The following is a 25,717-nucleotide window of genomic DNA, read 5'->3' on the forward strand; positions in this document are numbered from 1 at the left end:
CTCAGGCCCCGTCGCGGATGGCGGAGAGCAGACGGGCACAGCGTGCGCTCATGTCGTGCGCGGACAGGCCGGGGTGGGAGACCCACCAGCCGACGAGAGCGCTGACCGTGCCCGTCCACACATGCTTGAGGGCGTCCGCGTCGAGGGCGTCGTCATTGCCGTGGCCGCGCAGCAGCGCGGCGGTGCCGGAGGCCGCCAGGTCGTCGACGGCCTCGCGGTGGCGGTGGGCGGCGCGCCACGGTTCGGAGCCGGGTGGCAGGGTCCGGTCGTACAGCACGAACCAGGCGTGCCGCTGTTCCTCCAGCGTTTCGAAGACCGCGGTGAGGACCGCGTGGGGCAGCCGGTCCCCCGACGGGCTCGACGCCATGGCCGCGTTGATTGCCGCGAGGAGGCGGTGGCCGATGTGTTCGAGACAGGCCGCGTAGAGGCCGTCCTTGGAGCCGAAGTACGTGTACAGCATCGGCTTGGTGACGCCGACGCGCCGGGCGATCGCGGCCATCGACGCCGCGGCGTGGCCGTGCCTGCCGAACTCCTCCAGGGCCGCGGCCACGATCTGTTCCTCGCGGCGGGCGCGCGGGACACCCTTGGTCCCCGCGCCGCGGCTCCGGCCCTGGGTTCCTTTCGCACTGCCACCGGCGGACGCGACGGAGTCTGCCGGATCAGGTGCGGCCGAGGCTCTTGCAGTGGTCATGACGGAGACTATACGTTGCGGTAACTTACCAAGAGGTAAATTACCGAGAGGTCAATACACGTGGTCGACAGCGCTTCGCCCGTGACTCCGCCCGTGTCCCGCTCCAACTCCTCCCGGAACCGCTCCTGGTGGGGCTGGGGTACCGCGGACAAGGCACTGCCCGACACCGAATGCACCGCACTCGGCGGGCTGGTCCCGGGCTCGGCGGCCACCCCGCTGCCGGTGCCCGACATCTCCGCCCTCGAACTGCCCAAGGTGCGCATCGAGCCCCCCTCCGCGCTCGCCCCCCTGATGTCGGCCGCTCCACGGGACCGGGCATCGCACACCTACGGCAAGGCGTACCGCGATGTGGTCCGGGCCCTGAACGGAGACCTCTCGGCCGCACCCGACCAGGTCGCCCACCCACGCACGGAGCAGGATGTGATCGATGTCCTCGACTGGGCGGCGGAGGCGGACGTCGCCGTCGTGCCGTACGGAGCGGGCAGTTCGGTCGTCGGCGGGGTCGAGTACCGCGCGGACCGGCACCGCGGTGTGGTGTCACTGGATCTCTCGTCCCTGGGCCGCGTACTGGAGATCGACGCTGTCAGCCGGGCCGCCCGGATCCAGGCCGGCGCCCTGGGCCCCGACCTCGAAGCGCAACTGCGGCCGCACGGACTCACCCTGCGCCACTTCCCGCAGAGCTTCGAGTTCTCCACCCTGGGCGGCTGGCTGGCCACCCGTGCCGGCGGACACTACGCCACGCTCTACACCCACATCGACGACCTTGTGGAGTCGCTGCGCGTGGTGACGCCCGTCGGGGTCAACGAATCGCTGCGGCTGCCCGGTTCGGGAGCGGGTCCCTCCCCCGACCGGATGTTCCTGGGGTCCGAGGGCACGCTCGGCGTGATCACCGAGGCCTGGATGCGGCTCCAGGACCGCCCGTGTCACAAGGCGTCGGCCACGGTGCTGTTCAGCGACGTCCACGCCGCGATGAACGCCGTACGCGTCATCGCGCAGTCGGGCCTGCACCCGGCCAACTGCCGGCTGCTCGACCCCGGGGAGGCCGCTCTGGCAGGTGTCGCGCGGGACGGCGAGAGCGTGCTCGTCCTCGGTGTGGAGTCGGCCCATTCCCCGGTCGGCGAGCGCCTCTCCGAACTCGTCATCCTGGCCCGTGACCACGGCGGCTCACCCGCTCCGGCTGCCACCGACGCCGAAGACGCCGCCGCCGACACCTGGCGCTCGGCGTTCCTGCGGATGCCGTACCTCCGTGACGCGCTCGCCCGGATGAGCGTGATCACCGAAACGTTCGAGACGGCCTGCACCTGGGACCGTGCGCCGGGACTGTACGAGTCGGTGCGCAGGGACCTGGGGGACGTCGTACGGGAGGTGACGGGCGCCGCCGGCACGATCAACTGCCGTTTCACCCATGTCTACCCGGACGGGCCCGCGCCGTACTTCACCGTGATCGCGCCGGGGCGGCGCGGCGACGAAGTCGCGATGTGGGACGAGATCAAGTCCGCGGCGATGCAGATCCTCACCGACCACGGCGCGACCGTCACCCACCATCACGCGGTCGGCCGCGACCACCGGCCGGGCTACGACCGCCAGCGTCCTGAGCCGTTCGCCCACGCCCTCCGGGCCGTGAAGCAGTCGCTCGACCCTGCCGGAATTCTCAACCCGGGCGTGCTTTTCGATCCGGCTGTTGCCGGCTGACGGGGTCGTTCGCGGGAGTTCAGCGCGGGGCGGGCGCCGCGGCGACGGCCGGGGGTGCGACTCGAACCCGGGCGACGACGAGCATGCGGAAAGCGCCGCCCGGCCGACAAATGCAGGCTCCGGTGGTCAATGTCGTTGCCGCCGTTTCGTGCTGCTGTCGGCAATCCCGAGCTACGTCGCCCAGCACCTGTCGAGCGACACGGCCTCGGGCAGCCGGATCTGAACGGCACGGAACCCGGCCCCCCCGGTCGGCCTCCGACACCGCTGCGCGGCGGAACTCCTGCCTTCCGCCGCACGCTCGAGTCACTCGCCCCACCAGCGACCGACCGCCCACGCCAGGGCATAACCGGTGCTGTTGAGGGCGCAGTGCAGCGCCACCGGCGCGATCAGGCTGCCCGACCGGCGACGCAGCTCGCAGAACACGACACCGGCGAGGGCAGTGCCGACGACCGCCGCGGCCACCGACAGCTCGACCCCGGTCCCACCCGAACCGAAGACCGCTTCCGCTGCCGCGTTCGAGCGTGTGAGTCCGCGGGACGGCTGAATGTGCCACAGCCCGAAGAGCGCCGAGGAGACGGCGGTGGCCCAGGGGGCGCCCCACCGTCTCCGCATCATGGCCCACAGCACTCCCCGGAACGCGATCTCCTCCAGGAGCACGGTCCCGAACGGCACCCGCACCAGCACGCGGTACACCAGCTGCCCGCCCGACAGTTCCGCGGCGCGCTCGTCCTGGAATGCCTCACGGGTGAACGGCAGGGCAAGCGCCACCAGATAGACCAGAACGACGGCTCCAGCCAGGACAAGTCCCCAGCGCAGGCCTCTCCGCGCCGACGAACGGCCGAGCCCCAGCTCGTCCCATGTGATCCCGGCCCGCCGGGCGATCAGCACGAGCGCGGCGGCCGTGGTCACGCAGACAGGGACGTACAGGTCGGGGCCGAGTCGGTTGACGAGCGTATTCGCGGCCGCGAGCACCACAACGGCCAGAATGAGCATCCGCATGGTCACGCCAGAATGCACAATCCCCCAGGGAGTCTCCCCGCAACGCGCCGCTCGGCAGACCACAGCGGTAATTGACGCGCCCTACCTGGGCTCACCGCGCTCGCCCCGGCGCCGGCCGAGTTGGTCACCGCCGCCCGCACATTGTCCCAGTCGTAAGACATCAGGATTTCAGCCGCGGCCCTCCGACCAGGCCGCCAGTTCCTCTCGCGCCGCTTGCAGCAGCTCGGCGGAGGGCGCCGTCGCGCCGTTCGTCACCAGGGCGTAATGCACGCTGCCCGCGTTCTGCGCGGTGAGCAGAAGGCGACGGCTGCCGGCTCCGCCGGGCTCGGTAGCGACGGCGACAGGCGTGGCTCGCGTGTACGACGGAGGTCCGGTGACCACGCCGAGGTCGGAGACCACCGTCGTGCGGCGAGTGTCGAAGGAGGCCGGAAGGTGCAGCTCGGAGGGGGCGGCGGTGCCGTCCGAGCGCCACAGCAGGACGCCGTACTGGCCGGAGCCGACGAGCTCGGCGACCCGCGGCAGCGACTTCGGTACGGGGTTCCACGTCAGGGTCGTCGAACCGTCGCGTGAGCGGTCCTCGTAGGTGAAGGCGAGCGCGCGGCCCGCGGTGGCGCTGGGGTAGAGGCGGTCCAGCAGCCGGGCGTCCTGGCGCAGCACCGCCGTGCCCGAGTCGTCGAGGCGGACGGCCGACAGGTCCTCCTCGTTCCAGGCGTCCGCGGCGGTCAGGACCTTGTCGGGGTTGCCGTTCATCAGCTCGTGGTGGCGACCGTGGTAGATGTCCCACTGCCATTGCGAACCGGACAGCACCGGCCCCGACTGCTCGGGCTTCGACCACCAGGTGGCGCCGGGCAGCCGGGAGTCCAGGGCCTGGTACATCGCTTTGCCGACCGTCGGGGCCTTGTCGGAGACCGTCCCGGTCAGCGGATGGCCGAACTCGCTGACGACCGCCGCTGTCGAGGAGGCGGCCGCGCGGTCGCGGACGGCGCCGAAGTCCCCGGCGTACTGGCCGTCTGCGGCCTTGCCCCACATGAAGATGCCGGAGATCGCCTTCTGGTCGTAGAAGTGGGTGTTGAAGACATACCGGGGGCCGAGCGCGCCGGCGTCGAGGAGGCCGCCCTCCTGCTTCTGGAAGAAGAGATTGGAGTTCCAGAAGAGGTTCGGCTCCACGAAGGCGGGCTTGTTCTGCCACCCGGCCGCGTCCATGCGCGCCCGGAACCTCGTATAGAAGGGCCAGAGCACGTCCCGCTCCCACATGCGGCTGCTCATGCCGGAGTCGTACGCGCCGGCGTGCGGCTCGTTGTACGGGTCGAAGCCTGCGACCGCTGCGAACTCGGCGCCGTCGAGGTGCTCGGCGAAGTAGGTCATCGTCGCCTGAGCCGTCGCGAGGAAGGCGTCCTGGACCCCGCCGCGGTTGTGCCAGAAGTCGTACGCCGCCCGCTTCACGGCCTCGTTCTGAGTGATGTTCTGGCCCCAGAAGAGACAGATCCCGCACGACTCGCGTGGATAGCCACCCGCCTCGACCGCCCATTTGGGAGCTCCGTCGCCGGTGTACCAGCTGCCTTCGTTGAACAGGTGCCGGGAGTAGAGGTCCTGGTGGAAGTCGGGGTAGACGCGGATGCCGGCCTTCAGGAAGGCCCGCATTTGTGCGGTGGCGGCGGCGAGGTACGCGCGGTCCACCTGGCCTCGTACGGGTTCGGCGTGGGCCCACGACAGCAGGAAGCGCGCGCTGTTGCCACCGCCGAGCGCGCGCAGCGCGGTCGCGGACTTCTCGGCGTCGGCGACGGAGGCGAAGGGCAGTCCGCCGTTCTCCTCCAGCTTGGTCTCGCCGGAGACGTTGTAGCCACGGAGTACCACCTCGCGACCGAGGCCGTCGGTGAAGCGTCCGTGGTCGACCGTGAACGCCGCGGCCGCCTGCTCGTCGAACCAGAGTGAGCCGGGCAGCGGCGCGGCGGCGGACGGCGCGGCGGCGGACGCGCCTTCGATGGTCAGGGACGCGGTCAGCAGGATGAGGACACCGATCAGACGCGTGCGCATCTTCGCCATGCCCACCACAATCTTGACGGACCGTCAGATTGTCAATGGTGCCGAGAACCCCACACATCGCACTTTCGACCGGAATCGACCATTCCGCCCGGGTCCGGCGCGGCTCCGTTATACGGCTATTTCACTTCTCCGGGCGGCCGAACCACTTTCTCCGGAATGGGCGTCCATAAGACCGAGTAACACCCTCTCAACACCTACCGGAAACACTCCCTACACATAGACGCCTGCGGCGCGTGCGACACCTGAAACAAGGAGGGGTTCTTCAGTGAATCTGCACACGGAATACGCAGGCGTCACACGGCCTCCTGCGAACATTCCCCGCCCTGACCTGCCCATCCGTCGTTTGATGCGGGAATGTCCCCTTCGGCACCAAGGGGGCGCCGGTTCAGCGCAATTGAGCTGTGCGGATACGTGAAGAAGATGACGCCAATCCATGGATGCGCGTGCACGCGACGTTATTCAACGGCCCTGTACCGCCCCGATCTGGAGCTGTCCGATTCGCCGCACAACGCGCCTGCGTGCTTTGATCCTTCGCACTGCGGGAGTCGAAAGACTCCATCGCAGCAATTCGAGTTAGTCATGCGAAGGGAAGCTCATCATGAACTCCACCCCCCAGGTTGAGACCCAGGTAATCTCCGACGCCGACCTGGACAACGTGTCCGGTGGTCTGGTGGGCCAGGCTGCGGGCGCCCTCACCGGCACCGTCGACTCCGTCGTCCCGGTCTCCGGTGTCATCGGCGCCGCCTCCGGCACCGTCGGCTCCGTCGTCGGCACCGCCGAGGGCCTCACCGGTCTGAACACCGCCGGCGTCACGGGCCTCGTCGCCGGTCTCTGAGCCGGTCCTGTGCCGCTGAGAGCGGCACAGCCAAGCGGTGACTACGGCTCGTCGGCGTTCCCCTCCTGCCGACGCGCCGGACCTCATGCCCCGGATCCCCCACGGGTCCGGGGCATGCGGCCGCCGCCCGCGCGCCACCATGGGTGCGCGCTGACCCCCCGAAGAACCAGTGCAGTTGAGGGAAGAGTGTCGTGCAGTTCCGCCAACAGGCCCTTTCCAAGCTGCAGTCGCCCGAGGACATCGATCTGCCGGTGCGTTTCGCCCGGCCACAGGGCTGGCTCGTCCTGACCGTCACGGTCATCGTCATGATCGCCGCATCCGTCTGGGCACTGACCGGCTCCGTGTCGTCCACCATCGGCGCACCCGGAATCCTCACTCATGCGCAGGGCAGCTATGTCCTGCAGAGCCCCGTCGCGGGCCAGGTCACCGACGTACTCGCCGAGGAAGGCCAGCGGGTTCCCGCCAACACGCCCCTGGTCAAGGTCCGTACGGCGCAGGGCAGCACGGTCGTCCGCACGATCGCCGCGGGCCGGCTGACCACACTCGCCGCCACAATCGGCTCCGTGGTCACGACCGGATCGGATGTGGCTGCCGTGGAGCGGGTCGACAAGGCCGACGATCCCCTGATGGCAGTGCTGTACGTGCCGGCCGACAGCGGATCGACGGTGCCCGTGGGCGCGACGGTGGATATCACCGTCCAGTCGGTGCCGACGCAGCAGTACGGCGTGCTGCGCGGCAAGGTGAAGGCCGTCGGCCGGACCGCCCAGAACCGCCAGCGGATCACCGCCCTCCTCGGCAGCAGCCAGCTGGGCGAGCAGTTCTCGCAGCACGGCCAGCCCGTCGCGGTCCTGGTGCGCCTGGACCGGTCGTCGCAGACCAAGTCCGGTTACGCCTGGTCCTCTTCGGACGGTCCGCCGTACGCGGTCGACTCCATGACCCTGGCCACCGGCGCCATCCATCTGGCCGAGCAGCATCCGATCGATTGGCTGCTTCCATGACCGCGCAGCAGCAACTGCCACCGGCGGGCCGCGGCCGGCACCGCCCCGAGAACGCGCCGACCCCTGGGCGCCGTGCGCGCCGCGCCCCGGCCCCTGCCCCCAAGGTCAAGAAGCGGAGGGCCGTTCGTACGCCCACCGTCCTCCAGATGGAGGCCCTGGAGTGCGGTGCCGCCTCGCTGGCCATGGTGCTCGCGCACTACGGGCGGCATGTCCCGCTCGAGGAGCTGCGTATCGCGTGCGGCGTCTCCCGCGACGGCTCGCGGGCCAGCAATCTGCTGAAGGCCGCGCGCAGTTACGGTCTGCAGGCCAAGGGCATGCAGATGGAACCGGCAGCGCTCGCCGAGGTGCAGGCGCCGGCCATCCTGTTCTGGGAGTTCAACCACTATGTCGTCTACGACGGCATGGGACGCAAGCTCGGCCGCCGGGGCGTTCACATCAACGACCCCGACAAGGGCCGCCGCTTTGTGGCGATGGAGGACTTCGACACCAGCTTCACCGGTGTCGCCCTGGTCTTCGAGCCCGCCGACAGCTTCCGCCGCGGCGGCCGCAAGCCGGGAGTCATGGGCGCCGTGCCCGCGAGGCTGCGGGGGACGAAGGGCACCCTGCTGGCCTCGCTACTGGCCAGCCTTCTGCTCGTCGCGGTCGGCGCGGCGGTGCCCGCGCTGAGCCGTACATACATCGACATGTTCCTGATCGGCAATCAGACCTCACTGCTGGGACCGCTCTTCGCGTCGATGGCCGCGATGATCGGGCTCACCGCCGTACTGACCGGTCTCCAGCAGGCGAACCTGCTGCGTGGACGCATCATCTCGTCCACGCTCAGCAGCGCCCGGTTCCTGCGGCATCTGCTGAGACTGCCGGTCACGTTCTTCGCCCAGCGCAGCCCGGCCGATCTGGTCCAGCGTCTGCAGTCCAACGACGCGGTGGCCGAAACACTGGCGAGAGACCTCGCCGCCGCGGGTGTCGACGGGGTCGTGGTGATCCTCTACGCCGTCCTGCTGTGGACGTACGACCCTCAACTGACCGTCATCGGCGTGCTGATCGCACTGCTCAATGTGGTCGCGATGCGCATCGTGATCCGGCTACGGGCCACCCACACCCAGAAGCTGCGCGCGGACAGCGCCAGGCTGACCAACACCTCGTACACCGGCCTTCAGCTGATCGAGACCATGAAGGCCACCGGCGGTGAGAACGGCTACTTCCGGCGCTGGGCCGGCCAGCACGCCACCACCCTGGAGGAACAGCAGCGGCTGGGCGTGCCGAGCGCGGCCCTGGCCGTCGTCGCCCCCACCCTCGCGGCGCTCAACAGTGCGCTGATCCTCTGGATCGGCGGACTGCGGGCGGTGGAAGGCCATATCTCGATCGGTCTGCTCGTCGCCTTCCAGGCGCTGGTGACCCGCTTCACCGCGCCGATCACCCGGCTGAACGGAGTGGCGGGCAGGATTCAGGACTTCGCGGCCGATGTGGCCCGGCTGAAGGACGTCGAGAGCTTCCCGGTCGACTCGCTGTACTCGCGCCGGGAGCGGGATGCGAGCACGCGCAGGCTCAAGGGCCATGTGACGCTGGAGAACATCACCTTCGGCTACAGCCCACTGGACAAACCGCTGCTCAGCGGCTTCTCGCTGACCGTCGGTCCGGGTCGGCAGGTCGCGCTCGTCGGCGGCTCCGGGAGCGGCAAGTCCACCGTCTCGCGGCTGATCTCCGGCCTCTACAGCCCGTGGGAGGGGACGATCCGGATCGACGGGCAGCGCCTGGAGGACATTTCCCGCAGCGCGCTGGCCGCCTCGGTGTCCTTCGTCGACCAGGACGTCTTCCTCTTCGAAGGCACCGTCCGGGACAACGTGGCGCTGTGGGACCCGTCGATATCCGACGAGGCCGTCGTCACCGCCCTGAAGGACGCCGCCCTCTTCGACGACGTGATCGCACGGCGGCCTGACGGCATCCACAGCCGGGTCGAGCAGGACGGCCGCAATTTCTCCGGCGGGCAACGGCAGCGTCTGGAGATCGCCCGGGCGCTGGTCCGGCGGCCGAGCATCCTGGTCCTCGACGAGGTGACGAGCGCTCTGGACGCGCAGACGGAGCAGACCATCATCGACAATCTGCGGCGGCGCGGCTGCGCGTGCGTCGTGATCGCCCACCGGCTGAGCACGGTGCGCGACAGCGACGAGATCGTGGTCCTCGACCACGGTTCGGTCGTCGAGCGTGGCCGGCACGAGGACCTGGTCGCCGCCGGGGGCCCGTACGCCGAGCTGGTCAAGGAGCACTGACGTGTCATCCGTACATCCGTCCGCTCAACCGTCCAGTTACCCGTCCGCTCAACCGTCCACTCACCCGTCCGGGGTCCTGGGGCCGGGCGTGGCCGACGCGGTGACGTATGCGCTCGGTGGCCTCGGCGCGCCCGTCGACTGCTCCGGCCTGCGCAGCGTGCCGCTGGAAGGGCCGCTCGTGCTGTGGCTCGTCGTGGGCGGGTCCCTGGATCTGTTCGCGGTCGACACCGCTCAGCAGGGGCACTGGCACTTCCTCGGCCGTCTCGAGGCGGGAACGCTGCTGCTCGGCCCGGTCGAAGGCCCGCAGCACACGCTGCTCGGCAGGCCCTCGCAGGACTGTCTGCTGCGCCGGATCGCGCTGCGGGAGCTGTACCGGCCCGAGTACGGCGAGTACGGCGGCGGGCACGGCGGGTACGACGGGTACGACCCGTACGCAACGCAGTACGACACCCAGTACCAGGCGCCGACTCCGCTGGAGCATGCCTTCGCGCTCGGCATCGGCCGCAGCCTGGGCGTCCTGTTCGAGGCCCCGCTGGAGGACCGCCCGGCCATCGACGAGGCCGTGGCCGACGACGACATCCTGTGGATGCCGGTCCCGCCGGGCAGCGTGCAGTACGGCGCCTCCTACAGCGCCGAGGCGGCGGGCGACCTCCTGGTCGACGGCGCGATGTGGCAGCAGATGGTCAACCAGCAGTACCGGCTGCTGTCCGCGGTGGACCGCTGGATCGAACGGCTCGAGCGGGCTCACGAGGACCGTACGGCCGCCGGCATCAAGGCGGGCGAAGCCGTCCGCGCACGGGCCGACCAGGCGCTGCTGGCCTCCATCGGCAAGCGGGACCGGGCGGGGCGGGCAACTGCCGCTGTGGACCGGGCCGCCGACGACGCCACGTTCGCCGTCTGCCGCCGGGTCGCGGAGGCAGCCGGGATCACCCTCACCGAGCCCCCGAGGAGCGGCGCGGTCAACGACCGCGTCAGTCCGGTCGAGCGGATCGCGGTCGGCTCGCGGATCCGTACCCGCCCGGTCAGGCTCGACGGCCGCTGGTGGCGTACGAACTCCGGTCCCCTGGTGGGCCATTGGGCGAAGTCCGGAGCACCGGTGGCGCTGCTGTGGCGCCGTGGGCGGTACGAGGCGGTGAACCCGGCATCGGGTCTGCGACGGCGCATCGGCAAGGACAGCGCGGACGAGTTCGAGCCGCGCGCCGTGATGTTCTACCGCCCGCTGCCGGAACGTCCCATGACCCCATGGCGGCTGCTCCGCTTCAGCCTGCGCGACTCCGGCACCGACGTGCGCAGTCTGGCCCTCGCCGGGCTGGTGACGGTCGCTCTCGGCGCGCTGGTGCCGATCGCGACCGGCCAGGTGCTCGGTGTCTACGTACCGACGGCCGAGAGAAGTCTCATCGTCCAGCTCTCACTGGCCGTCATGATCGCCAGCATTGTCTCCGCCGCTTTCATGCTGTTGCAGAACCTGACCGTGCTGCGGATGGAAGGGCGTATGGAGAGCGCGCTCCAGCCGGCCGTATGGGACCGGCTGTTGCGGCTGCCGACGAAGTTCTTCACCGAGCGCTCCACCGGAGAGCTGGCCAGTGCGGCCATGGGGATCAGCACCATCCGGCGGGTGCTGTCCGGCATCGGCCCGGTGGCCGTACAGGCGGGCACGGTCGGTGCGATGAACCTCGTTCTGCTGCTCTGCTACAGCGTGCCGCTGGCGCTGGCGGCGATCGCCATGCTGGTCGTCATCGGAGCCGTGTTCCTCGGGATGGGCCTGTGGCAGTTGCGGTGGCAGCGGCAGCTGGTCGAGCTCGGCAACAAGCTGAACAACCAGGCCTTCCAGACCCTGCGCGGACTGCCCAAACTGCGCGTCGCCGCGGCGGAGAGCTTCGCGTACGCCGCCTGGGCCCGGGAGTTCGCCCGCTCCCGCGAACTGCAGCAGCGGGCGGGCCGGATCAGGAACCTGACCACGGTCCTCGACGCGGTCTACCTGCCGCTCTGTTCGCTCCTCATGTTCATGCTGCTGGCCGGTCCCGCCCGCGGCAGCATGTCGGCAGGCGAGTTCCTTACCTTCAACACCTCGGTGACGATGTTGCTGACCTCGGTCACCCAGATCTCCGGTGCGCTGGTCTCGGCCGCTGCCGTCCTGCCCATGTTCGAACAGGTCAAGCCGGTCCTGGACGAGGCGCCCGAGGTCCGCGGCACCAGCGCGCAGCCCGGCGCACTCTCCGGCGGGATCGAGGCCCGAAAGCTCTCCTTCCGCTACTCCGACGACGGCCCACTCGTCCTCGACGACGTGTCGCTTCAGGTGCAGCCGGGCGAGTTCGTGGCGATCGTCGGCCCCAGCGGCTGCGGGAAGTCGACACTGCTCCGGCTCCTGATCGGCTTCGACAAGCCGGCCTCGGGCAGCGTGCTCTACGACGGCCAGGATCTGGCCGCTCTGGACCAGTCGGCGGTACGCCGCCAGTGCGGGGTGGTCCTGCAGAACGCGCAGCCGCTCACCGGATCGATCCTGGACTGCATCTGCGGCGCCGAGGCCTTCAGCCAGGAAGAGGCGTGGGAAGCCGCCGAGATGGCCGGCCTCGCCGAGGACATCAAGCGCATGCCGATGGGTCTGCACACCATGATCGCCGGCAGCGGTGCGATCTCCGGCGGCCAGCGCCAACGCCTGATGATCGCCCAGGCCCTCATTCGCCGCCCGCGCATCCTCTTCTTCGACGAGGCCACCAGCGCGCTGGACAACGAGACCCAGCGCATCGTGATCGAGAGCACCCGCAGGCTGAGCGCGAGCCGGCTGGTGATCGCCCACCGGCTCACCACGGTCATGGACGCCGACCGCGTGATCGTCATGTCGGACGGCCGGATCGTCGAGGAGGGCGCACCGTCCGAACTGCTCGCGCGTGCGGGCGGCCATCTGCACGAACTGGTGCGCCGCCAGATGGCGTGATGGCCGCCCGTACCGACAACACCGGTCGGCCCAGTCCGCTCCGGACGCCAATGCGTGGCACCACCGGCTCTATGACCGAGCTGTGTTCAGAGGTCTCATTTAACTGCCTGCCGCGCAGGACCGGAATCGGTGGGCCGGCGGTGACAACAGCGAACCGCCTCTTTGGCATGGCCAGGTAATTCGTCTGCTGCCTGTCTTCGTGCGAATCCAGACCTGCTATGCCTGATGTGGCGCGCATTGGCTGTTCAGGCAGAGCTGAAGGCGAACGCACCATCTGTAACGGGAGAAACGCCATGGATTTCGATCCGCGGCTGCGCATGCGCCGGGCGCGGACCCGTCAGGAATCCGCGCCCGGACCGGCCGCATGCGTTTTCGTCAGTGACCGGAGCTGTAGTAGCCGCCGAGCTGGTCGCGGTAGGCGGGGTCACCGAGGTGCTTTTCCTTGTCGAACTCGGGCGAGGCCTTGATCTCGTCCTTGGAGCGGGAGACCCGGATCGTCTTGTCCTCGTGGTCGATGCTGGTGATCGTGCCGGCCGGGATCATGACCTCCTTGCCGAATATCCAGACACCGGTGTCGACGACGATGTACTGCGAGCCGACCTCGGTGGAGTGCTTGTCGACCTTGCCGATGTGCCCGTCGGCGGCCTCGACCTTGTAGCCCGTCAGATCGTCGTCCGGGGTGTGGCCGGCGGTCGGAACGTAGCCCCAGATGTGCTCACTCATAGAAACTCCCTCATATTGAAGGCGCAGGAAAACAGTTGAATCGGTAACCGCCGCACATCAGCCGAGAAGACGTGCTGCCCTTCGGTGCGGCGACTCCAGGCGAGTTCCCTGCATCCTCTTCCTCACACCGAATAATGAGCTTCTTTCTGAAGCGGCCGGGGGGAGCGGCGCATTGGAGGCGCAGATCCCGTGGGCGCGGCCCCGTGTGCACCGGGCTACCCGAATGGCCGGATCACGCCTCAATTACTGTGGTCGGCCGACGGGACGTGGGAGCGTTTGCTGCAGCAGGTCCAGGCAGCGGCCGATGCCGCGGGTGAGATCGACTGGGACATCTCGGTGGACTCCACCATCGTGCGCGCGCACCAACACGCGGCCGGCACCGCGACAGCAGCAGCTGTCGTCATCTGGCTCCGAACGTGGTCGCCCGAACAAGTCCTAGCCGATGAGGGTCTCCTTCGGGCGCACTACGCAGAACTCGTTCCCCTCCGGATCGGCCAGCACGGTCCACGACTCGCTGCCGCTCTGCCCAACGTCCGCCCTGCGGGCGCCGAGTGCGAGGATGCGCTCGATCTCGGCCTCCCGGTCCTCTGCCGCGGACGTCAGATCGAGGTGCAGGCGGTTCTTGACGACCTTACGGTCCGTCACCGGCATGAAGCAGATGCCCACCGGCGCGGTCTCGTCCGGCCCGATCACGACCTCCCGCTCCCGCTCGGACAGGATCCGCCAGCCCAGCACCTCAGCCCAGAACCGGGCCAGGGCGGGCAGGTCGTGGGCGTCGATGACGATGTGATGCAGCGAGACAGGCATGTCGGCCAGTGTGCCCGGTGAACACCCGGACAGAACCTAGCCCTTTTTGACGTTACGCCGCTCATCCGCGGGAAGGGGTGACGACTGGCTGCGCCGCCCGCGTGGCGGTGCCAAGCAGCTTGGCCCGCCGGCGACACCCACGGTGCCTTGCTCGTGGGAGATCGCAGGTTGTGACAACTACCGCGCCTCGGCACACTCACCCGCGCCCGCACGGCTTCTGCCGCGGCTCTGCACAGGAATAGCGCACCTACGCGGAACAAGCGCACTCCGCCGACACCCTCAAGACGCTCGGCAGCTGCCTTCTCCGAACTACTAGGGCCTGTCCCGTGATCATGTGACGGGACGGTCAGTCCCTGGAGGTGGGGGTCGGTACGGGGCCGGAGAACGGCTGCGAACGGCGCGGGTGTTAGCTTCTTTCCCGTGGTGGAACACCAGGACGAGACCAGGGCGGCCTACGACGGGATCGTCGAGCTCTATGCGTCGATGTTCGCTGATCGGCTGGAGACGCAGCCTTTCGCGCGGGCTATGGTCGGCATCTTCGCCGAGCTTGTGCGCGGAACGGGGAACCTGCGGGCAGCCGATGTCGGGTGCGGGCCGGGACATCTGACGGCCATGCTGCACGACTTGGGGCTGGACACCTTCGGGCTCGACCTCTCCCCGGCCATGGTCGACCACGCCCGGCGGGCCCATCCAGCGCTGCGGTTCGACGAGGCGCGAATGGAGGCCCTGCCGGTCGAGGACCGCGCGCTCGGCGGAGTGCTGGCCCACTACTCGATGATCCATACCCCGCCTGGGGAACTCCCCGCGCTGCTCGCCGAGCAGGTGCGTGTCCTGGCACCAGGGGGCCTGCTCCTGGTCTCGTTCTTCGCGACCGAGGGACCAGAGCCGGTCCGCTTCGATCACAAGGTGACGCCCGCCTATAGCTGGCCGGTCGACCGGTTCGCCGAGTTGCTGGCCGGGGCCGGGCTCGTCACGGTCGCTCGGCTGCTCCACGACCCGGCCTCCGAGCGGGGCTTCCTCGACGCCCACTTGCTGGCCCGCCTCCACTAGGACTTGTACGGCCGATCATGTGATTGCTCCGCGTCCAAGTCGTTGTTGTGGACATGGAGCGGGGTGATCTGAGTGATGCCGAGTGGGAACGGTTGCGCCCGTTCCTGCCGGTCAGCAACGGGCGTTGCGGCCGCCGGCGGGACCACCGCCAGGTGATCGACGGGATTCTGCACCGCGTGCGAACCGGCGTTCAGTGGCGTGACCTCCCCGAACGGTTCGGCCCGTGGAAGACGGTCTACGAACGGCACCGGCTGTGGTCGGCTGACGGAACCTGGACGGTGTGGGCCCGCCCCTGCGGCGTCACCAGCGCATCGCGGATGTCACAGGCCCGGATGTGGGGAAAGCCTTCGCAATCCGGTCGATCACCTGTGGCGCAATACCCAGAGCCAGGCCCGTGTCGCGCAGGGCGTGCCAGGCGCGGTAGGTCTCCGGCATGCCGGTCACCGCCACCCGCTCCGCCGAACCGCTCGATGATCCGGTCTTACACCTCCAGCTGCCGCGCGGACTCCGCGATGCAGTTGCCGATTTCCTGAGCGGTGTGGGCGAAGGCTCGGATGATGGGGGTGTTGTTCGACTTCAGCCAGACGGGGGCCCAGTCAGCGGGGTTGTCCCGGACCTCCGCCCCGCCGCCCAAAAGCCGGGGTTGAACACCTCGCACCGCTGACGGCCGGGCTGCCGGTCGACGGGAGCAGTCGACGGGCGCACGCGTGCGCACGGCCCGCAGGTACGTCCACCTCACGCCGCACGTCTCGTCAGAACCGGAACACGCCGAGATCTCGCATCGTGTCGGCCAGAGCGCGAATGAGGTCATTCTCGGCTTCGGTCCGCCAGACCAGGGCGAAGTTCATGGTGGCCATGTCGGGGACGGGAAGCCATCGGATGTTCGACATGCCCCAGTACCTGGTGACATGGCCGGGGAAGGTGTGGATGATCTCGCCCATGCCGACGTGACTGATCAGCTCATCGGCGGTGTCCGAGGCCGCGGACGTGAGGCGCTCGATCGTACGGCCTCGTGGGGTGTGGAAGGGCAGGTAGCTGTTCTCCCAGTAGTCCGGCAGGCCGAGGGCAGTGCCGTGCGGGAAGTCAGCGAGCAGCTCCAGTGGCACGGAGTCCCGTCCCGCGAGCCGGTGGGCGGCGGCCACGGCAAGGATCCGGGAGTCGGTGCACAGGGTCGGCCCGACGGTGAAGTCCGGCTCTTCCACCGGCAGCCAGGCGACCACGACGTCCATGGCACCGCTGCGGAGCTGGCCGAACACATCGGTGAAGGTTGCCTGACGGATCTGGAGTCCCCAGTGCGGGTACCGCGCGCGGAACGCCTTCCAGTAGGGGTGCAGATCGGCGACGTTGAAGGGCAGCAGGCTGACGCGGAGCTGTGCGGTGATGCCGCGGGCCGCCAGCTGGGCCCGCTCCAGGGATTCGTGCAGGCCCGCGTAGACCGGTTGCAGGTCGTCGCGGAACTGTCGGCCGACCTCGGTCAGGCGCACCGTGCGGCTGGTGCGGGTGAAGAGCTCGGCGCCGATGCGCCGCTCCTGTTTCTTGATGGCCTGGCTGACGCGTGCCTGGGAGACGTGCAGCCGCTGTGCGGTCCGGCCGAAATGCAGCTCCTCGGCCAGCACCAGGAAGATCTCGATGTCCCGCAGCTCCACCGGCCCCCCGGCCCTTCGTCGATAACCCAGCGGTTATCGAACCGCGCACAAGTGTTCCTTGATCATACGCGCGAACCGCAAGATTGTTTGAGGCATGCAGTCACGCGTGCAAAACTCCCCATTCGTACGGTCGGACGGGATGAGGTGCCCCGCCAACGCCTTCGTCCTGTTATCGGCGTGTCTCGCCTTCAGCCACGTCAACGCTGTGGTCGGTGAGCACACCCGAACGTCCTGGAACTGCCCATGAGCGACGCCATCGACCTGACCGTGATGTACGCGATGCATGATGCCCTGCGCCGGGAACTGGCCCATCTGGACCGGGTCACCACCGCCGCGGACCGTGACCCGCGGCAGGTGCTGGCCACCGCAGCCGGATGGACGCTGTTCAAGAAGGCTCTCCATGCCCACCACACGGCCGAGGACGACGCACTGTGGCCGTCGCTGCGGCAGAATCTGGCCGGCCGGCCGAAGGACCTGGCGCTGCTGGAGGTGATGGAGGCCGAACATGCCGCCATCACCCCGGTGATCCAGGCCATCGACGGCGCGCTGACCGACCCCGGTGCCGGCTCGCTGCGGTTGGGCCAGCTTGCCGACGCGCTGACCCGCGGCCTGGCCGGCCACCTCAAGCACGAGGAGGAAGCGGCGCTCCCGCTGATCCAGCGGGTGCTGACAGCCGAGCAGTGGGGACACTTCAGCCGGGTCCACGCCCAGCACATCGACCAGGACGCACCGCTGCTGCTGCCGTGGCTGCTGGACGGCGCCGATGAACCGACAGCGGTGAGGCTCCTCGCCCGACTGCCCGCACCCGCGTACGCCGCCTGCACCGCCCGGTGGATCCCGGCGTACGCCGTTCTCGACCGCTGGAGTCCGGGCACTACGGCCTGACGCAGCCTCATGAGCCGCCGCCCTGGCGGTCCATCGGCCGACGCGAGCACGCCCTCGTGGCATCCCGAAGTACGACCGACTCGACCACGAAAGCCATCACTTTGTCCAAATCTGTACATGTCATTCCGCTCCAACGCGTCTCGGTCGCCGAGGCCGCCGCGTGGCATCAGGTCGTCGCGACCTCGATGGCCCACGACCTGCCCGGAGTACCGACCCCCGACCCCGGACAGATCCACGCCCAGCTCACCCAGCCCGCTCTGGGCAGCCGCCGACTGACCTGGCTGGCCATCGGGGCGGACGACGTCCCCGTCGGAGTCGCCGGCCTGCGGGTGTTCACCTCCCCGGGCCAGGAGCACCTGTCCGAACTGGAACTGCACGTCGACCCCGCACACCGGCGTCTGGGAACCGGCTCCCTCCTGCTGTCGGCGGTCGTGGCGGCCTGCCTCACCGAGAACCGGCGTAGCCTCATCGCGGCAGCCGCGGCCGACAGCCCGGGCGAAGCCTTCAGTGAACGGTGGGGCTTCCGCCGGGCACTCACCCTGGATCACCTCATACTGCGCCTCGACGAGCTGCCCGAGGCCGACCTGCCGCAGATCGCCGATACCGCGCCCCCCGGCTACCGGCTGGCCCGCTGGACCGGCACGGTTCCCGACGAGCTCGCCGACGCCTTCGCCGCAGCCAAGAACGCGATGAACGACATGCCCGTCGGCGACCTGGACTACGGCAGCGTGGCGTGGGACGCCGACCGCGTCCGCGCCATGGCCAAGGTGATCGCCGACCGCGGCGACACACTGCTGACCATCGCGGCAGTCCACGACGACGGCACGATGGCCGGCTACACCGAGATCCTGCTCCCCCAGGGCTCCGGCCCGCGTGCCCAGCAGTACGACACGGCGGTCGTGCCCGCGCACCGCGGCCACGGCCTTGGGTTGTGGGTCAAGGCCGCCATGGTGCGGCGTCTGCGCGCCGAGCATCCAGGCGTCGTCGAGATCGAGACGGACAACGCCGACGACAACGTCCACATGCTGGCCGTCAACCACCGACTGGGATTCCGCTCCTACCGGCGCACCCGCGAGTTCCAGCTCGACGTGCCCGCGACCTGACCTCACCCACGGGCCCCTTCCCTTCCCTCGCCTCCCGCCCCGCCCCGTCCCGTCCCCGAACGCCACCGAGGAGCACCCCGTATGCGCGTCATCACTCCGTCGAACGACAACGTCACCGTCTCCCCGAACGCCACCATGACCGGCCTGGCGGCTCCCAGCCGCGGCAGCACCGAACTCAGCACCTGGACGGTCAGCATGGACGCCGGGGCAACCGGCCCCGAGCACTCCGTCACTCGTGAACAGGTCTGGACGGTCACCGCGGGCGCCCTGGAAGTGACCTGCGACGGCCACACCCAAAAGGTCCTGGCCGGCCAGACCTTCATCCTGCCCTCCGGACTCCTGCGCCGGATCCACGCCCCGGAGCGGGCCGAGGCCCACGTCGCGATGCACTGCGACGCCCTCGCCTCCGTACCCGGAACCGAAGGCACCCGCGAACTGCCCTGGGCCCGCTGATCACCACCGCCCGACACGAACCCGCCCCAAGGGGCCCGAGGCAAGACCCGGAAGACCCGGATCCTGCCGCACCATCGCCGGCCGAGGCCGGCATCCACAGGAATGAGAAACACGACATGCGTGTGCTGTTGATGGCGTACGGATCGCGCGGCGACATCGCGCCGCTGGCGGGACTGGCGGCGCAGTTGCGGAAACTCGGCGCGGAGGTACGCGTGTGCGCACCGCCGGACGAGGAGTTCGCGGAACTGCTGGCCGGTGTCGGCGCGGAACTGGTGCCCTTCGGGCGGGACGTGCGCGCGCTGCGGACGGGAGCGCCCCCGTCGGACGCGGCCGCGTTCGCGGCCGAGCTGGTCGCCGCGCACTTCGACACGGTCGGCAAGGCGGCCGAGGACTGTGACGTGCTGGTGGCGAGCGGTCTGATGCCGGCCGGCGCCCGCTCGGTGGCCGAGAAGCTGGGCATCCGCTACGTGTACGCGGGCTTCCACCCGTTCGAGATGCCCTCCGCGCACTACCGACCGTCGCCGCGGCCCGGCCCGTCGGCTCCGCCCGACATGACCGACAACCAGGCCCTGTGGGACCTGGACGCCCAGAAGGTCAACGCCCTATACCTCCAGCCCCTCAACGCCCACCGCGCGGCGATCGGCCTTGCACCGGTGGACAACGTCCGCGACCACGTCTTCACCGAACGGCCGTGGCTGGCGGTGGACCCGGTCCTGGGCCCGTGGCAGCAACTGACGAACCTCGACCTCGTGCAGACCGGCGCGTGGATCCTGCCCGACGAACGCCCCCTGCCCGCCGATCTGGAGACGTTCCTGGACGCCGGCACCCCACCGGTGTACGTCGGCTTCGGCAGCATGCCCATGAGCACAGCCACCGACATCGCCCGGACAACCGTCGAGGCGGCCCGCGCGCAGGGCCGTCGCGTGCTCGTCTCCCGCGGCTGGGCAGACCTGGGCCTGGTGGACGACTCGGACGACTGCTTCGCCGTCGGCGACGTCAACCACCAGTCCCTGTTCCGCCGGGTCGCGGCCGTCGTACACCACGGCGGCGCAGGCACTACGACCACCGCCGCCCGAGCCGGTGCACCCCAGGTGGTGGTGCCCCAGTTCGTGGACCAGCCGCACTGGGCCGCCCGCGTGGCCGACCTGGGCATCGGCGCGGCACACGACGGCCCGACCCCGACCTTCGAGTCCCTGTCAGCCGCACTCAGGACGGCCCTGACCCCCGAGACGGAAGCACGGGCGAAGGCCGTCGCCGGCACGATCCGCACCGACGGGACGGCGGTGGCCGCGAAGCTGCTCCTCGACACGGGGCACGCCGCGCCGGTGAGCCGCGAACAGATCTCCATGATCGCCCATGCCGACCACCCGATAAAATCTCCGCTCGACGACGACTCGGTCAGCCGGCTGCTCGAACGTGGCCTCCCGCGAGGCGACGAGCGAGTGCTCGACCTCGGATGCGGCACAGCGGAGTGGCTTCTGCGCGCCCTGGCGACGCGCCCGCACCTGCACGCCGAGGGCGTCGACGTCTCCGAAGTCGCCCTGACGCAGGCCCGCCAGGCAGCGAGCAAACTCGGAGTCGACGAGCGCCTGGTCCTCCACCAGCAGGAGGCCGCGGACTTCGGCTCTCCACAGCCGTTCGACCTGGTGATCAGCGTCGGCGCCACGCATGCCTTCGGCGGTCTTCTCCCCACCCTCGCGGCGGCCCGCAAGCACCTGGCTCCCGGAGGCCGCGTTCTGATCGGTGAGTCGTTCTGGGACCGCGCCCCTTCGCCGGCGGCCGTCGAGATGTTCGGTGACCTCGCCGACCTGGCGACCACGGTGGACCGCGTCGTCGCCGACGGATGGACCCCTGTCCACGGCCATGTCAGCACCCGCAGTGAGCTGGACGCCTACGAGTGGGCTTGCTGGGGCTCGCTGGCCTCATGGGCTCTGGACCACCCTGCCGATCCGGCTGGCGCACAGGTGCTGGAGACGGCCACCGCCCAGCGTTCGCAGTGGCTGCGCGGGTACCGGGACAGCTTCGGCTTTCTCTGCCTGGTCCTGCGTCAAACTTCGGATTGATCGCGTAGGGCCGCCGGCAAGCCCATTCGTCGAGCAGGGTGCGGTTGAGCAGAAGCCGTTGTCGGTCAGGACCCGTTCGACGGTGATGCCGTGGGGGTCGGTCGGGGAAGCCAGGCGGTTCAGGCCGTGGCGGACCGGAATCCGGAGCACGGTCGAGGCCGGCATGCCCAGGATCGACCCGATACGGGCCGGGTCGGGTTTCGGTGGGTCCGCAGCCGGTGGACCCATGTGTAGGCAGTAGTGCGGATGATCTTCCGCTGGACAATGTGAATCTTGGGACATCAAACGAATGTCCACCCCATGCCCGCCAGGCGCAGCGGTTGACCGCACTTGGCCGAGTGACGCGTTCCACGCACGAAGACGTCCCCCGCAGCGGGGGACGGTGTGCGGCGGACGTGGGCCCGTTCCTCGGCCCTGAGTCGGCTCGCCCGCGCCGGGCCTCGCCATGGCCGACGCCGAACCGCGGCGGCCGGAAAGTGAGTACACAGATGCAACCGACGTTCGTACTGGTGCACGGAGCCTTCGCGAACTCCTTCTCCTTCGCGCCCCTCCAGGCCGAACTCGGCCTCCTCGGGCACCGTTCGGTCGCCGTCGACCTGCCCGGCCACGGGTTCCAGGCGACCTTCACCCGCGCCTATCAGTCACCGCAGGACCCCGAGGGGCTCGCCACCGCGCCCGGCTCGATCAAGGGCGTCACGCTCGCCGACAACGTCGCGCACCTCATCGGGATCCTCGAACGGGCCAGGCGGAACGGCCCCGTGATCCTCGTCGCCCACAGCCGGGGCGGTGTCACGGTCACGGCCGCGGCCAACGCACGCCCGGATCTGATCGACCGCATCGTCTACGTCTCGGCCTGGTGCCCGGTCCACCTCGACATCAACGACTACTACACCGAGCCGGAGATGGCCACGGTCGACCCCGCCGCCTTCGCTTCGGCGCTGGCCGGGAACCCTGCCGACCTCGGCCTGCTCCGCGTCAACTTCCGCACCGCGAACCCGGACTCGCTCGCGGCGTTCAAGGCGGCCTTCTTCGCCGACGGCACCGACGAGCAGTTCCACACCTTCCTGAACACCTTCCAGCCCGACGAGAACCTGGACGTCGGCGGCTCCGCCGACCGGGCGCAGGCCGCGACCTGGGGCCGCATCCCCAAGACCTACATCCGCCTGGCCGATGACACGAGCCTGCCTCTCGCCATACAGGACCGCCTGATCCGCGAGGGCAACGAGCTGACGCCTGACAACCCGTACGACGTCCGCACACTGGAGGGCAGCCACCTGAAGTGGCTGGTCGACCCCGCGCCGGCGGCCCGCGTCCTGGGCGAACTCGCCACGCTCCCGGCCCCGTCCGCTCAGGCGTGATCGGAATGGCGTGAGCGGTTCGGTGGTGGTGGGACGAGGAACGAGAGTGCTCATGTGGGCGCACCCACGACCGCCCCGGCACTGAGATCGGACGCCGCTACCGGGTGACAGCCTTCACCGAGGCCGTCACCCGGGCTCCGCGCCGGGTTCTGCAAGCCGGAGACCGTGCTGCGCGCGAGGGAGCCAGCAATGTCCTCCAGGGGCCGGATTTGGGGCCGGCCCCTGGAGGACATGCTGCTGCTGGTCGCGGCGCCCGGGAATCTCGCCGGACAGACCGCCCGGTCACAAGCCACTCGGCCATGCCCGCACCCAGTCGGAGATCATTTACGGAACGGGCCACTAGACTCGGTGAATGGCGAAGTACTTCGATGTGCACCCCGAGAATCCTCAGCGGCGCACCATCAGCAATGTGGCCGACAGCATTCGATCCGGCGCGCTCGTCGCGTACCCGACAGACTCCTGCTACGCATTGGGATGCCAGCTGGGCAGTCGTGACGGCATCAGCCGGATCCGGTCGATCCGGAACCTCGACGATCGTCACCACTTCACCCTTGTGTGCCAGAACTTCGCGCAGCTGGGTCAGTTCGTGCACATCGACAACGACGTGTTCCGCGCGATCAAGGCAGCGACGCCCGGCAGTTACACCTTCATCCTGCCTGCGACGAAGGAGGTGCCGCGCCAGTTGCTGCACCCGAAGAAGAAGACGGTCGGAGTCCGGATTCCTGACCATGTCGTTGCTCAGGCTCTGCTCGCCGACCTCGGTGAGCCGCTGCTCTCCAGCACCCTGCTCCTGCCCGACGAGGACGAGCCGATGACACAGGGCTGGGAGATCAAGGAACGACTCGACCACGTGGTGGACGCCGTGGTCGACTCGGGCGACTGCGGCACCGAGCCGACCACGGTCATCGACTTCTCCGGCGGCGAACTCGAGATCGTTCGCCGAGGGGCAGGCGACACCAAGCGGTTCGAGTAGCCGCGAGGACAACCCCTAACCGTCGGCCGCGCCGTCCAAGTGCGGCAAGAAGTGATCGAGGCGTTCCCGCTTGGTCCACAAGTAGGCCATGTTCTCTTCGCGCGGCGGAATCAGCAGCGGAACCGGCTCGGCGATTTTGATGCCGTACCGCAGCAGCGCTTCGCTCTTGAGCGGGTTGTTCGACAGCAGCCGCACGGATTGCACACCGAGGTCGTGCAGGATGTCCGCCGCGACCCGGTAGTCGCGGGCGTCGGCCGGGAACCCGAGGGCGAGATTCGCCTCGACCGTGTCGAGACCCTCCGCTTGGAGCTTCATCGCCCGGAGCTTGCCCAACAGACCGATCCCTCGGCCCTCGTGCCCCTGGAGATAGACGAGAATGCCGCGCCCCTCCGTCACGATGGTGTGCAGCGCGGCGGACAATTGGTCGCCGCATTCACAGTGCTTGGACCCGAAGACATCTCCGGTCAGACACTCGGAATGCACACGGGTCAGCGCTCCGTCTCTCTCGATATCGCCGTATACCAGCACCATTTGTTCATCGCCGCTTTCGCGGTCCAGGTAGCCGATAGCGAGAAACTCGCCGTGCATGGTGGCCAGCCGCACTTCCACCACTCGTTCGACACCTGATGGACGAACACTGTCAACGAGCACGCCATCACTTTCTGTCATGACCCTGATCCTATCTGGCAAACTTCTGGCAGTGTGAGGGAAAATGGCGAAGGTACATCAACTGGCTGCCCGTTTCATCACGTTCGACCACGGGCGCGCAGAGTGCACAACGAAAGGCCGGAAAGACATGAGCGGTTCGGGAACGCCACAGCCATGGGGCCTGTGGCCACTGGACTCCACGGAGGACGTGAGGACCCGGCGGGCCGATGTCGCCGTCCTTCCCATCGGCAGCTTCGAGCAGCACGGGGCGTTTCTCCCCCTGGTGACAGACACGATCATCGCCTCCACCATCGCCGGGGAGGTCGCTGCCGCCCATCCGGTTCACCTCCTTCCTCCGCTGACGTTCTCCTGCTCGCACGAGCATGCTGCCTGGCCCGGAACTGTCAGCATTTCCGCCGCGACCCTCTACGCCGTCGTACGGGACATTGCCGACTCGCTCCGCCGGTCCGGTGTCGGCGCCCTGATTCTGGTGAATGGGCACGGCGGAAATTACGTACTGCGCAATGTGGTTCAGGAATCCGCCGGCAGCGGGATCCCTATGGCGCTTTTCCCGGGCTCGGCGGACTGGGATGCGGCACGGGTCAGGGCTGGTGTCCAGACCCCGTCGCACAGCGATATGCACGCGGGTGAATTGGAGACATCGATTCTGCTGCACGCCCACCCCGAACTCGTCCGCTCCGGTTATGAAACCGCCGATTTCCTTGCCGACGACCGTAAGCACCTACTCACTCTGGGCATGCCTTCCTATACGGAGTCCGGTGTCATCGGCCGTCCGTCAATGGCGTCCGCCGAGAAGGGAAAGGAGCTGCTGGCCGGACTTGTCGACTCCTTCGGTGAGTACGTCTCACTTCTCACCCCGCGGGAGACGCGATGACCGGCCGCAGCACCGTACTCGACGCGGCAGAGGCCTGGGAGCGGCTGCGGGGCATCCGGTCCGAGCCGGACGCCGAGGCCGCCGGGCTGGTCCGGGGAGCGGACGGCGGACGGCGCTGGAGGCAGGAGGCCTCGCGCGAGGCGGAGTTGCTCGCCGACCGCTATCTGCCGCTGTGCCTGGCCGGTCCGCACCTCGCCTTCGCCCAACTCGGGCAGAGCCTGGACGGGTTCATCGCGACCCGTACCGGCGACGCCGACTATGTCACCGGCGAGGAGGACCGCTGCCATCTGCACCGCCTGCGTGCGCTCGCCGACGCGGTGGTCGTCGGGGCAGGCACCGCTGTCGCCGACGACCCCCAACTGACCGTGCGTGCCTGCCCCGGGGCCAACCCGGTGCGCGTCGTCGTCGATCCGCACGGCCGCGTACCGCTGAGTCACCGGGTGTTCACCGACGGGGCAGCACCGACCCTGTGGGTGGTGGGCGCGGGCAGTGACCACCGCGAGGCCGTTCCGGACGGCGTCGACATCCTGACGCTGCCGGACAGCGACGCGTTCGCCCCGAACCGGCTGGTGCAGGCGCTCGCCCGGCGCGGCCTTGGCCGGGTGCTGATCGAGGGCGGCGGTGTCACCGTGTCGCGTTTCCTGGGCGAGGGG

20 protein-coding genes and 6 pseudogenes are annotated in these 25,717 nt (G+C 69.2%); 17 read left to right on the top strand and 9 right to left on the bottom strand.

Features of this window, described 5'->3' with window-relative positions:
• Position 1 precedes the first annotated feature (1 nt).
• On the bottom strand, positions 2 to 691 hold the full coding sequence (locus ACFYXH_RS28820) for a TetR/AcrR family transcriptional regulator (protein ID WP_389568808.1): 690 nt from the start codon (positions 689 to 691) through the stop codon (positions 2 to 4).
• An 81-nt stretch (positions 692 to 772) separates the two neighbouring features.
• Here ACFYXH_RS28820 and ACFYXH_RS28825 point away from each other — a divergent pair, with 81 nt between their 5' ends.
• Complete coding sequence (locus tag ACFYXH_RS28825; RefSeq protein ID WP_389568810.1) at positions 773 to 2,383, top strand: FAD-binding oxidoreductase; 1,611 nt, start codon at positions 773 to 775, stop codon at positions 2,381 to 2,383.
• Positions 2,384 to 2,686: 303 nt separating this feature from the next.
• Here ACFYXH_RS28825 and ACFYXH_RS28830 read toward each other — a convergent pair whose 3' ends face one another.
• Entirely contained in the window at positions 2,687 to 3,382 is a 696-nt protein-coding gene (locus ACFYXH_RS28830) for a CPBP family intramembrane glutamic endopeptidase (protein WP_389568813.1), read from the bottom strand.
• 168 nt (positions 3,383 to 3,550) lie between these two features.
• The gene (locus ACFYXH_RS28835; protein ID WP_389568816.1) at positions 3,551 to 5,425 is read right to left on the bottom strand and encodes an endoglycosylceramidase; all 1,875 of its coding nucleotides are present in this window, start codon (positions 5,423 to 5,425) and stop codon (positions 3,551 to 3,553) included.
• A gap of 598 nt (positions 5,426 to 6,023) precedes the next feature.
• On the opposite strand from ACFYXH_RS28835, the gene ACFYXH_RS28840 reads away from it, so the two are divergent.
• The 4 genes from ACFYXH_RS28840 (at position 6,024) to ACFYXH_RS28855 (ending at position 12,460) form a co-directional block, all read left to right on the top strand.
• Positions 6,024 to 6,260 (top strand): type A2 lantipeptide, encoded by a 237-nt coding sequence (locus ACFYXH_RS28840; protein ID WP_327327102.1) that lies wholly within the window; start codon positions 6,024 to 6,026, stop codon positions 6,258 to 6,260.
• A gap of 191 nt (positions 6,261 to 6,451) precedes the next feature.
• Positions 6,452 to 7,258, top strand: a complete 807-nt coding sequence (locus tag ACFYXH_RS28845; protein WP_389568820.1) for an HlyD family efflux transporter periplasmic adaptor subunit — start codon at positions 6,452 to 6,454, stop codon at positions 7,256 to 7,258.
• Positions 7,255 to 9,525 carry an NHLP family bacteriocin export ABC transporter peptidase/permease/ATPase subunit gene (locus tag ACFYXH_RS28850; protein ID WP_389568821.1) on the top strand — a complete coding sequence of 757 codons (2,271 nt, stop codon included), beginning with the start codon at positions 7,255 to 7,257 and terminating at the stop codon, positions 9,523 to 9,525. The genes ACFYXH_RS28845 and ACFYXH_RS28850 overlap by 4 nt, the downstream gene beginning before the upstream one ends.
• A gap of 88 nt (positions 9,526 to 9,613) precedes the next feature.
• Entirely contained in the window at positions 9,614 to 12,460 is a 2,847-nt protein-coding gene (locus ACFYXH_RS28855; RefSeq protein ID WP_389568824.1) for an NHLP bacteriocin export ABC transporter permease/ATPase subunit, read from the top strand.
• Positions 12,461 to 12,835: 375 nt separating this feature from the next.
• Here ACFYXH_RS28855 and ACFYXH_RS28860 read toward each other — a convergent pair whose 3' ends face one another.
• Positions 12,836 to 13,183 (bottom strand): PRC-barrel domain containing protein, encoded by a 348-nt coding sequence (locus tag ACFYXH_RS28860; RefSeq protein WP_389568827.1) that lies wholly within the window; start codon positions 13,181 to 13,183, stop codon positions 12,836 to 12,838.
• A gap of 249 nt (positions 13,184 to 13,432) precedes the next feature.
• On the opposite strand from ACFYXH_RS28860, the pseudogene ACFYXH_RS28865 reads away from it, so the two are divergent.
• Positions 13,433 to 13,561, top strand: a pseudogene (locus tag ACFYXH_RS28865) (IS5/IS1182 family transposase); the annotation flags it as partial.
• A gap of 57 nt (positions 13,562 to 13,618) precedes the next feature.
• On the opposite strand, the gene ACFYXH_RS28870 reads toward ACFYXH_RS28865, so the two are convergent.
• Positions 13,619 to 13,990 carry a VOC family protein gene (locus ACFYXH_RS28870; RefSeq protein WP_352268581.1) on the bottom strand — a complete coding sequence of 124 codons (372 nt, stop codon included), beginning with the start codon at positions 13,988 to 13,990 and terminating at the stop codon, positions 13,619 to 13,621.
• 420 nt (positions 13,991 to 14,410) lie between these two features.
• On the opposite strand from ACFYXH_RS28870, the gene ACFYXH_RS28875 reads away from it, so the two are divergent.
• A complete protein-coding gene (locus ACFYXH_RS28875) occupies positions 14,411 to 15,040 on the top strand; it encodes a class I SAM-dependent methyltransferase (protein ID WP_389568831.1) in 630 nt (209 codons plus the stop codon).
• Between the two features lie 53 nt (positions 15,041 to 15,093).
• Positions 15,094 to 15,315 (top strand): annotated as a pseudogene (locus ACFYXH_RS28880) (transposase); the annotation flags it as partial.
• A 29-nt stretch (positions 15,316 to 15,344) separates the two neighbouring features.
• Here the strand turns inward: ACFYXH_RS28880 and ACFYXH_RS28885 are convergent.
• Both ACFYXH_RS28885 and ACFYXH_RS28890 read right to left on the bottom strand, forming a co-directional pair.
• Positions 15,345 to 15,548 (bottom strand): annotated as a pseudogene (locus ACFYXH_RS28885) (hypothetical protein); the annotation flags it as partial.
• Between the two features lie 244 nt (positions 15,549 to 15,792).
• Positions 15,793 to 16,686, bottom strand: a complete 894-nt coding sequence (locus tag ACFYXH_RS28890) for a LysR family transcriptional regulator (RefSeq protein WP_389568834.1) — start codon at positions 16,684 to 16,686, stop codon at positions 15,793 to 15,795.
• Between the two features lie 243 nt (positions 16,687 to 16,929).
• On the opposite strand from ACFYXH_RS28890, the gene ACFYXH_RS28895 reads away from it, so the two are divergent.
• The 5 genes and pseudogenes from ACFYXH_RS28895 (at position 16,930) to ACFYXH_RS28915 (ending at position 21,190) form a co-directional block, all read left to right on the top strand.
• Positions 16,930 to 17,571, top strand: coding sequence for a hemerythrin domain-containing protein (locus tag ACFYXH_RS28895; RefSeq protein WP_389568837.1), 642 nt, complete (start codon positions 16,930 to 16,932; stop codon positions 17,569 to 17,571).
• 101 nt (positions 17,572 to 17,672) lie between these two features.
• A complete protein-coding gene (locus tag ACFYXH_RS28900; RefSeq protein WP_389568839.1) occupies positions 17,673 to 18,674 on the top strand; it encodes a GNAT family N-acetyltransferase in 1,002 nt (333 codons plus the stop codon).
• 81 nt (positions 18,675 to 18,755) lie between these two features.
• Positions 18,756 to 19,127, top strand: coding sequence for a cupin domain-containing protein (locus tag ACFYXH_RS28905; protein WP_389568842.1), 372 nt, complete (start codon positions 18,756 to 18,758; stop codon positions 19,125 to 19,127).
• Positions 19,128 to 19,243: 116 nt separating this feature from the next.
• A pseudogene (locus ACFYXH_RS28910) lies at positions 19,244 to 20,434 on the top strand (glycosyltransferase); the annotation flags it as partial.
• An 18-nt stretch (positions 20,435 to 20,452) separates the two neighbouring features.
• A complete protein-coding gene (locus ACFYXH_RS28915; protein WP_385309132.1) occupies positions 20,453 to 21,190 on the top strand; it encodes an SAM-dependent methyltransferase in 738 nt (245 codons plus the stop codon).
• 72 nt (positions 21,191 to 21,262) lie between these two features.
• On the opposite strand, the pseudogene ACFYXH_RS28920 reads toward ACFYXH_RS28915, so the two are convergent.
• Positions 21,263 to 21,391: pseudogene (locus ACFYXH_RS28920) on the bottom strand (IS481 family transposase); the annotation flags it as partial.
• A gap of 287 nt (positions 21,392 to 21,678) precedes the next feature.
• On the opposite strand from ACFYXH_RS28920, the gene ACFYXH_RS28925 reads away from it, so the two are divergent.
• Together ACFYXH_RS28925 and ACFYXH_RS28930 are read left to right on the top strand one after the other, a co-directional pair.
• Positions 21,679 to 22,548 (top strand): alpha/beta fold hydrolase, encoded by an 870-nt coding sequence (locus tag ACFYXH_RS28925; protein ID WP_389568844.1) that lies wholly within the window; start codon positions 21,679 to 21,681, stop codon positions 22,546 to 22,548.
• A gap of 352 nt (positions 22,549 to 22,900) precedes the next feature.
• Positions 22,901 to 23,521, top strand: coding sequence for an L-threonylcarbamoyladenylate synthase (locus tag ACFYXH_RS28930; RefSeq protein WP_389568847.1), 621 nt, complete (start codon positions 22,901 to 22,903; stop codon positions 23,519 to 23,521).
• Between the two features lie 15 nt (positions 23,522 to 23,536).
• Here the strand turns inward: ACFYXH_RS28930 and ribA are convergent, their stop codons facing one another.
• Positions 23,537 to 24,190 carry a GTP cyclohydrolase II gene (ribA, locus tag ACFYXH_RS28935; protein WP_389568850.1) on the bottom strand — a complete coding sequence of 218 codons (654 nt, stop codon included), beginning with the start codon at positions 24,188 to 24,190 and terminating at the stop codon, positions 23,537 to 23,539.
• 127 nt (positions 24,191 to 24,317) lie between these two features.
• Here ribA and ACFYXH_RS28940 point away from each other — a divergent pair, with 127 nt between their 5' ends.
• Complete coding sequence (locus ACFYXH_RS28940; RefSeq protein ID WP_389568852.1) at positions 24,318 to 25,064, top strand: creatininase family protein; 747 nt, start codon at positions 24,318 to 24,320, stop codon at positions 25,062 to 25,064.
• Positions 25,061 to 25,711: pseudogene (locus ACFYXH_RS28945) on the top strand (RibD family protein); the annotation flags it as partial. The gene ACFYXH_RS28940 and the pseudogene ACFYXH_RS28945, both read left to right, overlap by 4 nt.
• Positions 25,712 to 25,717: the final 6 nt, after the last annotated feature.

Source organism: Streptomyces sp. NPDC002730, from assembly GCF_042888805.1.
Lineage (GTDB): Bacteria > Actinomycetota > Actinomycetes > Streptomycetales > Streptomycetaceae > Streptomyces.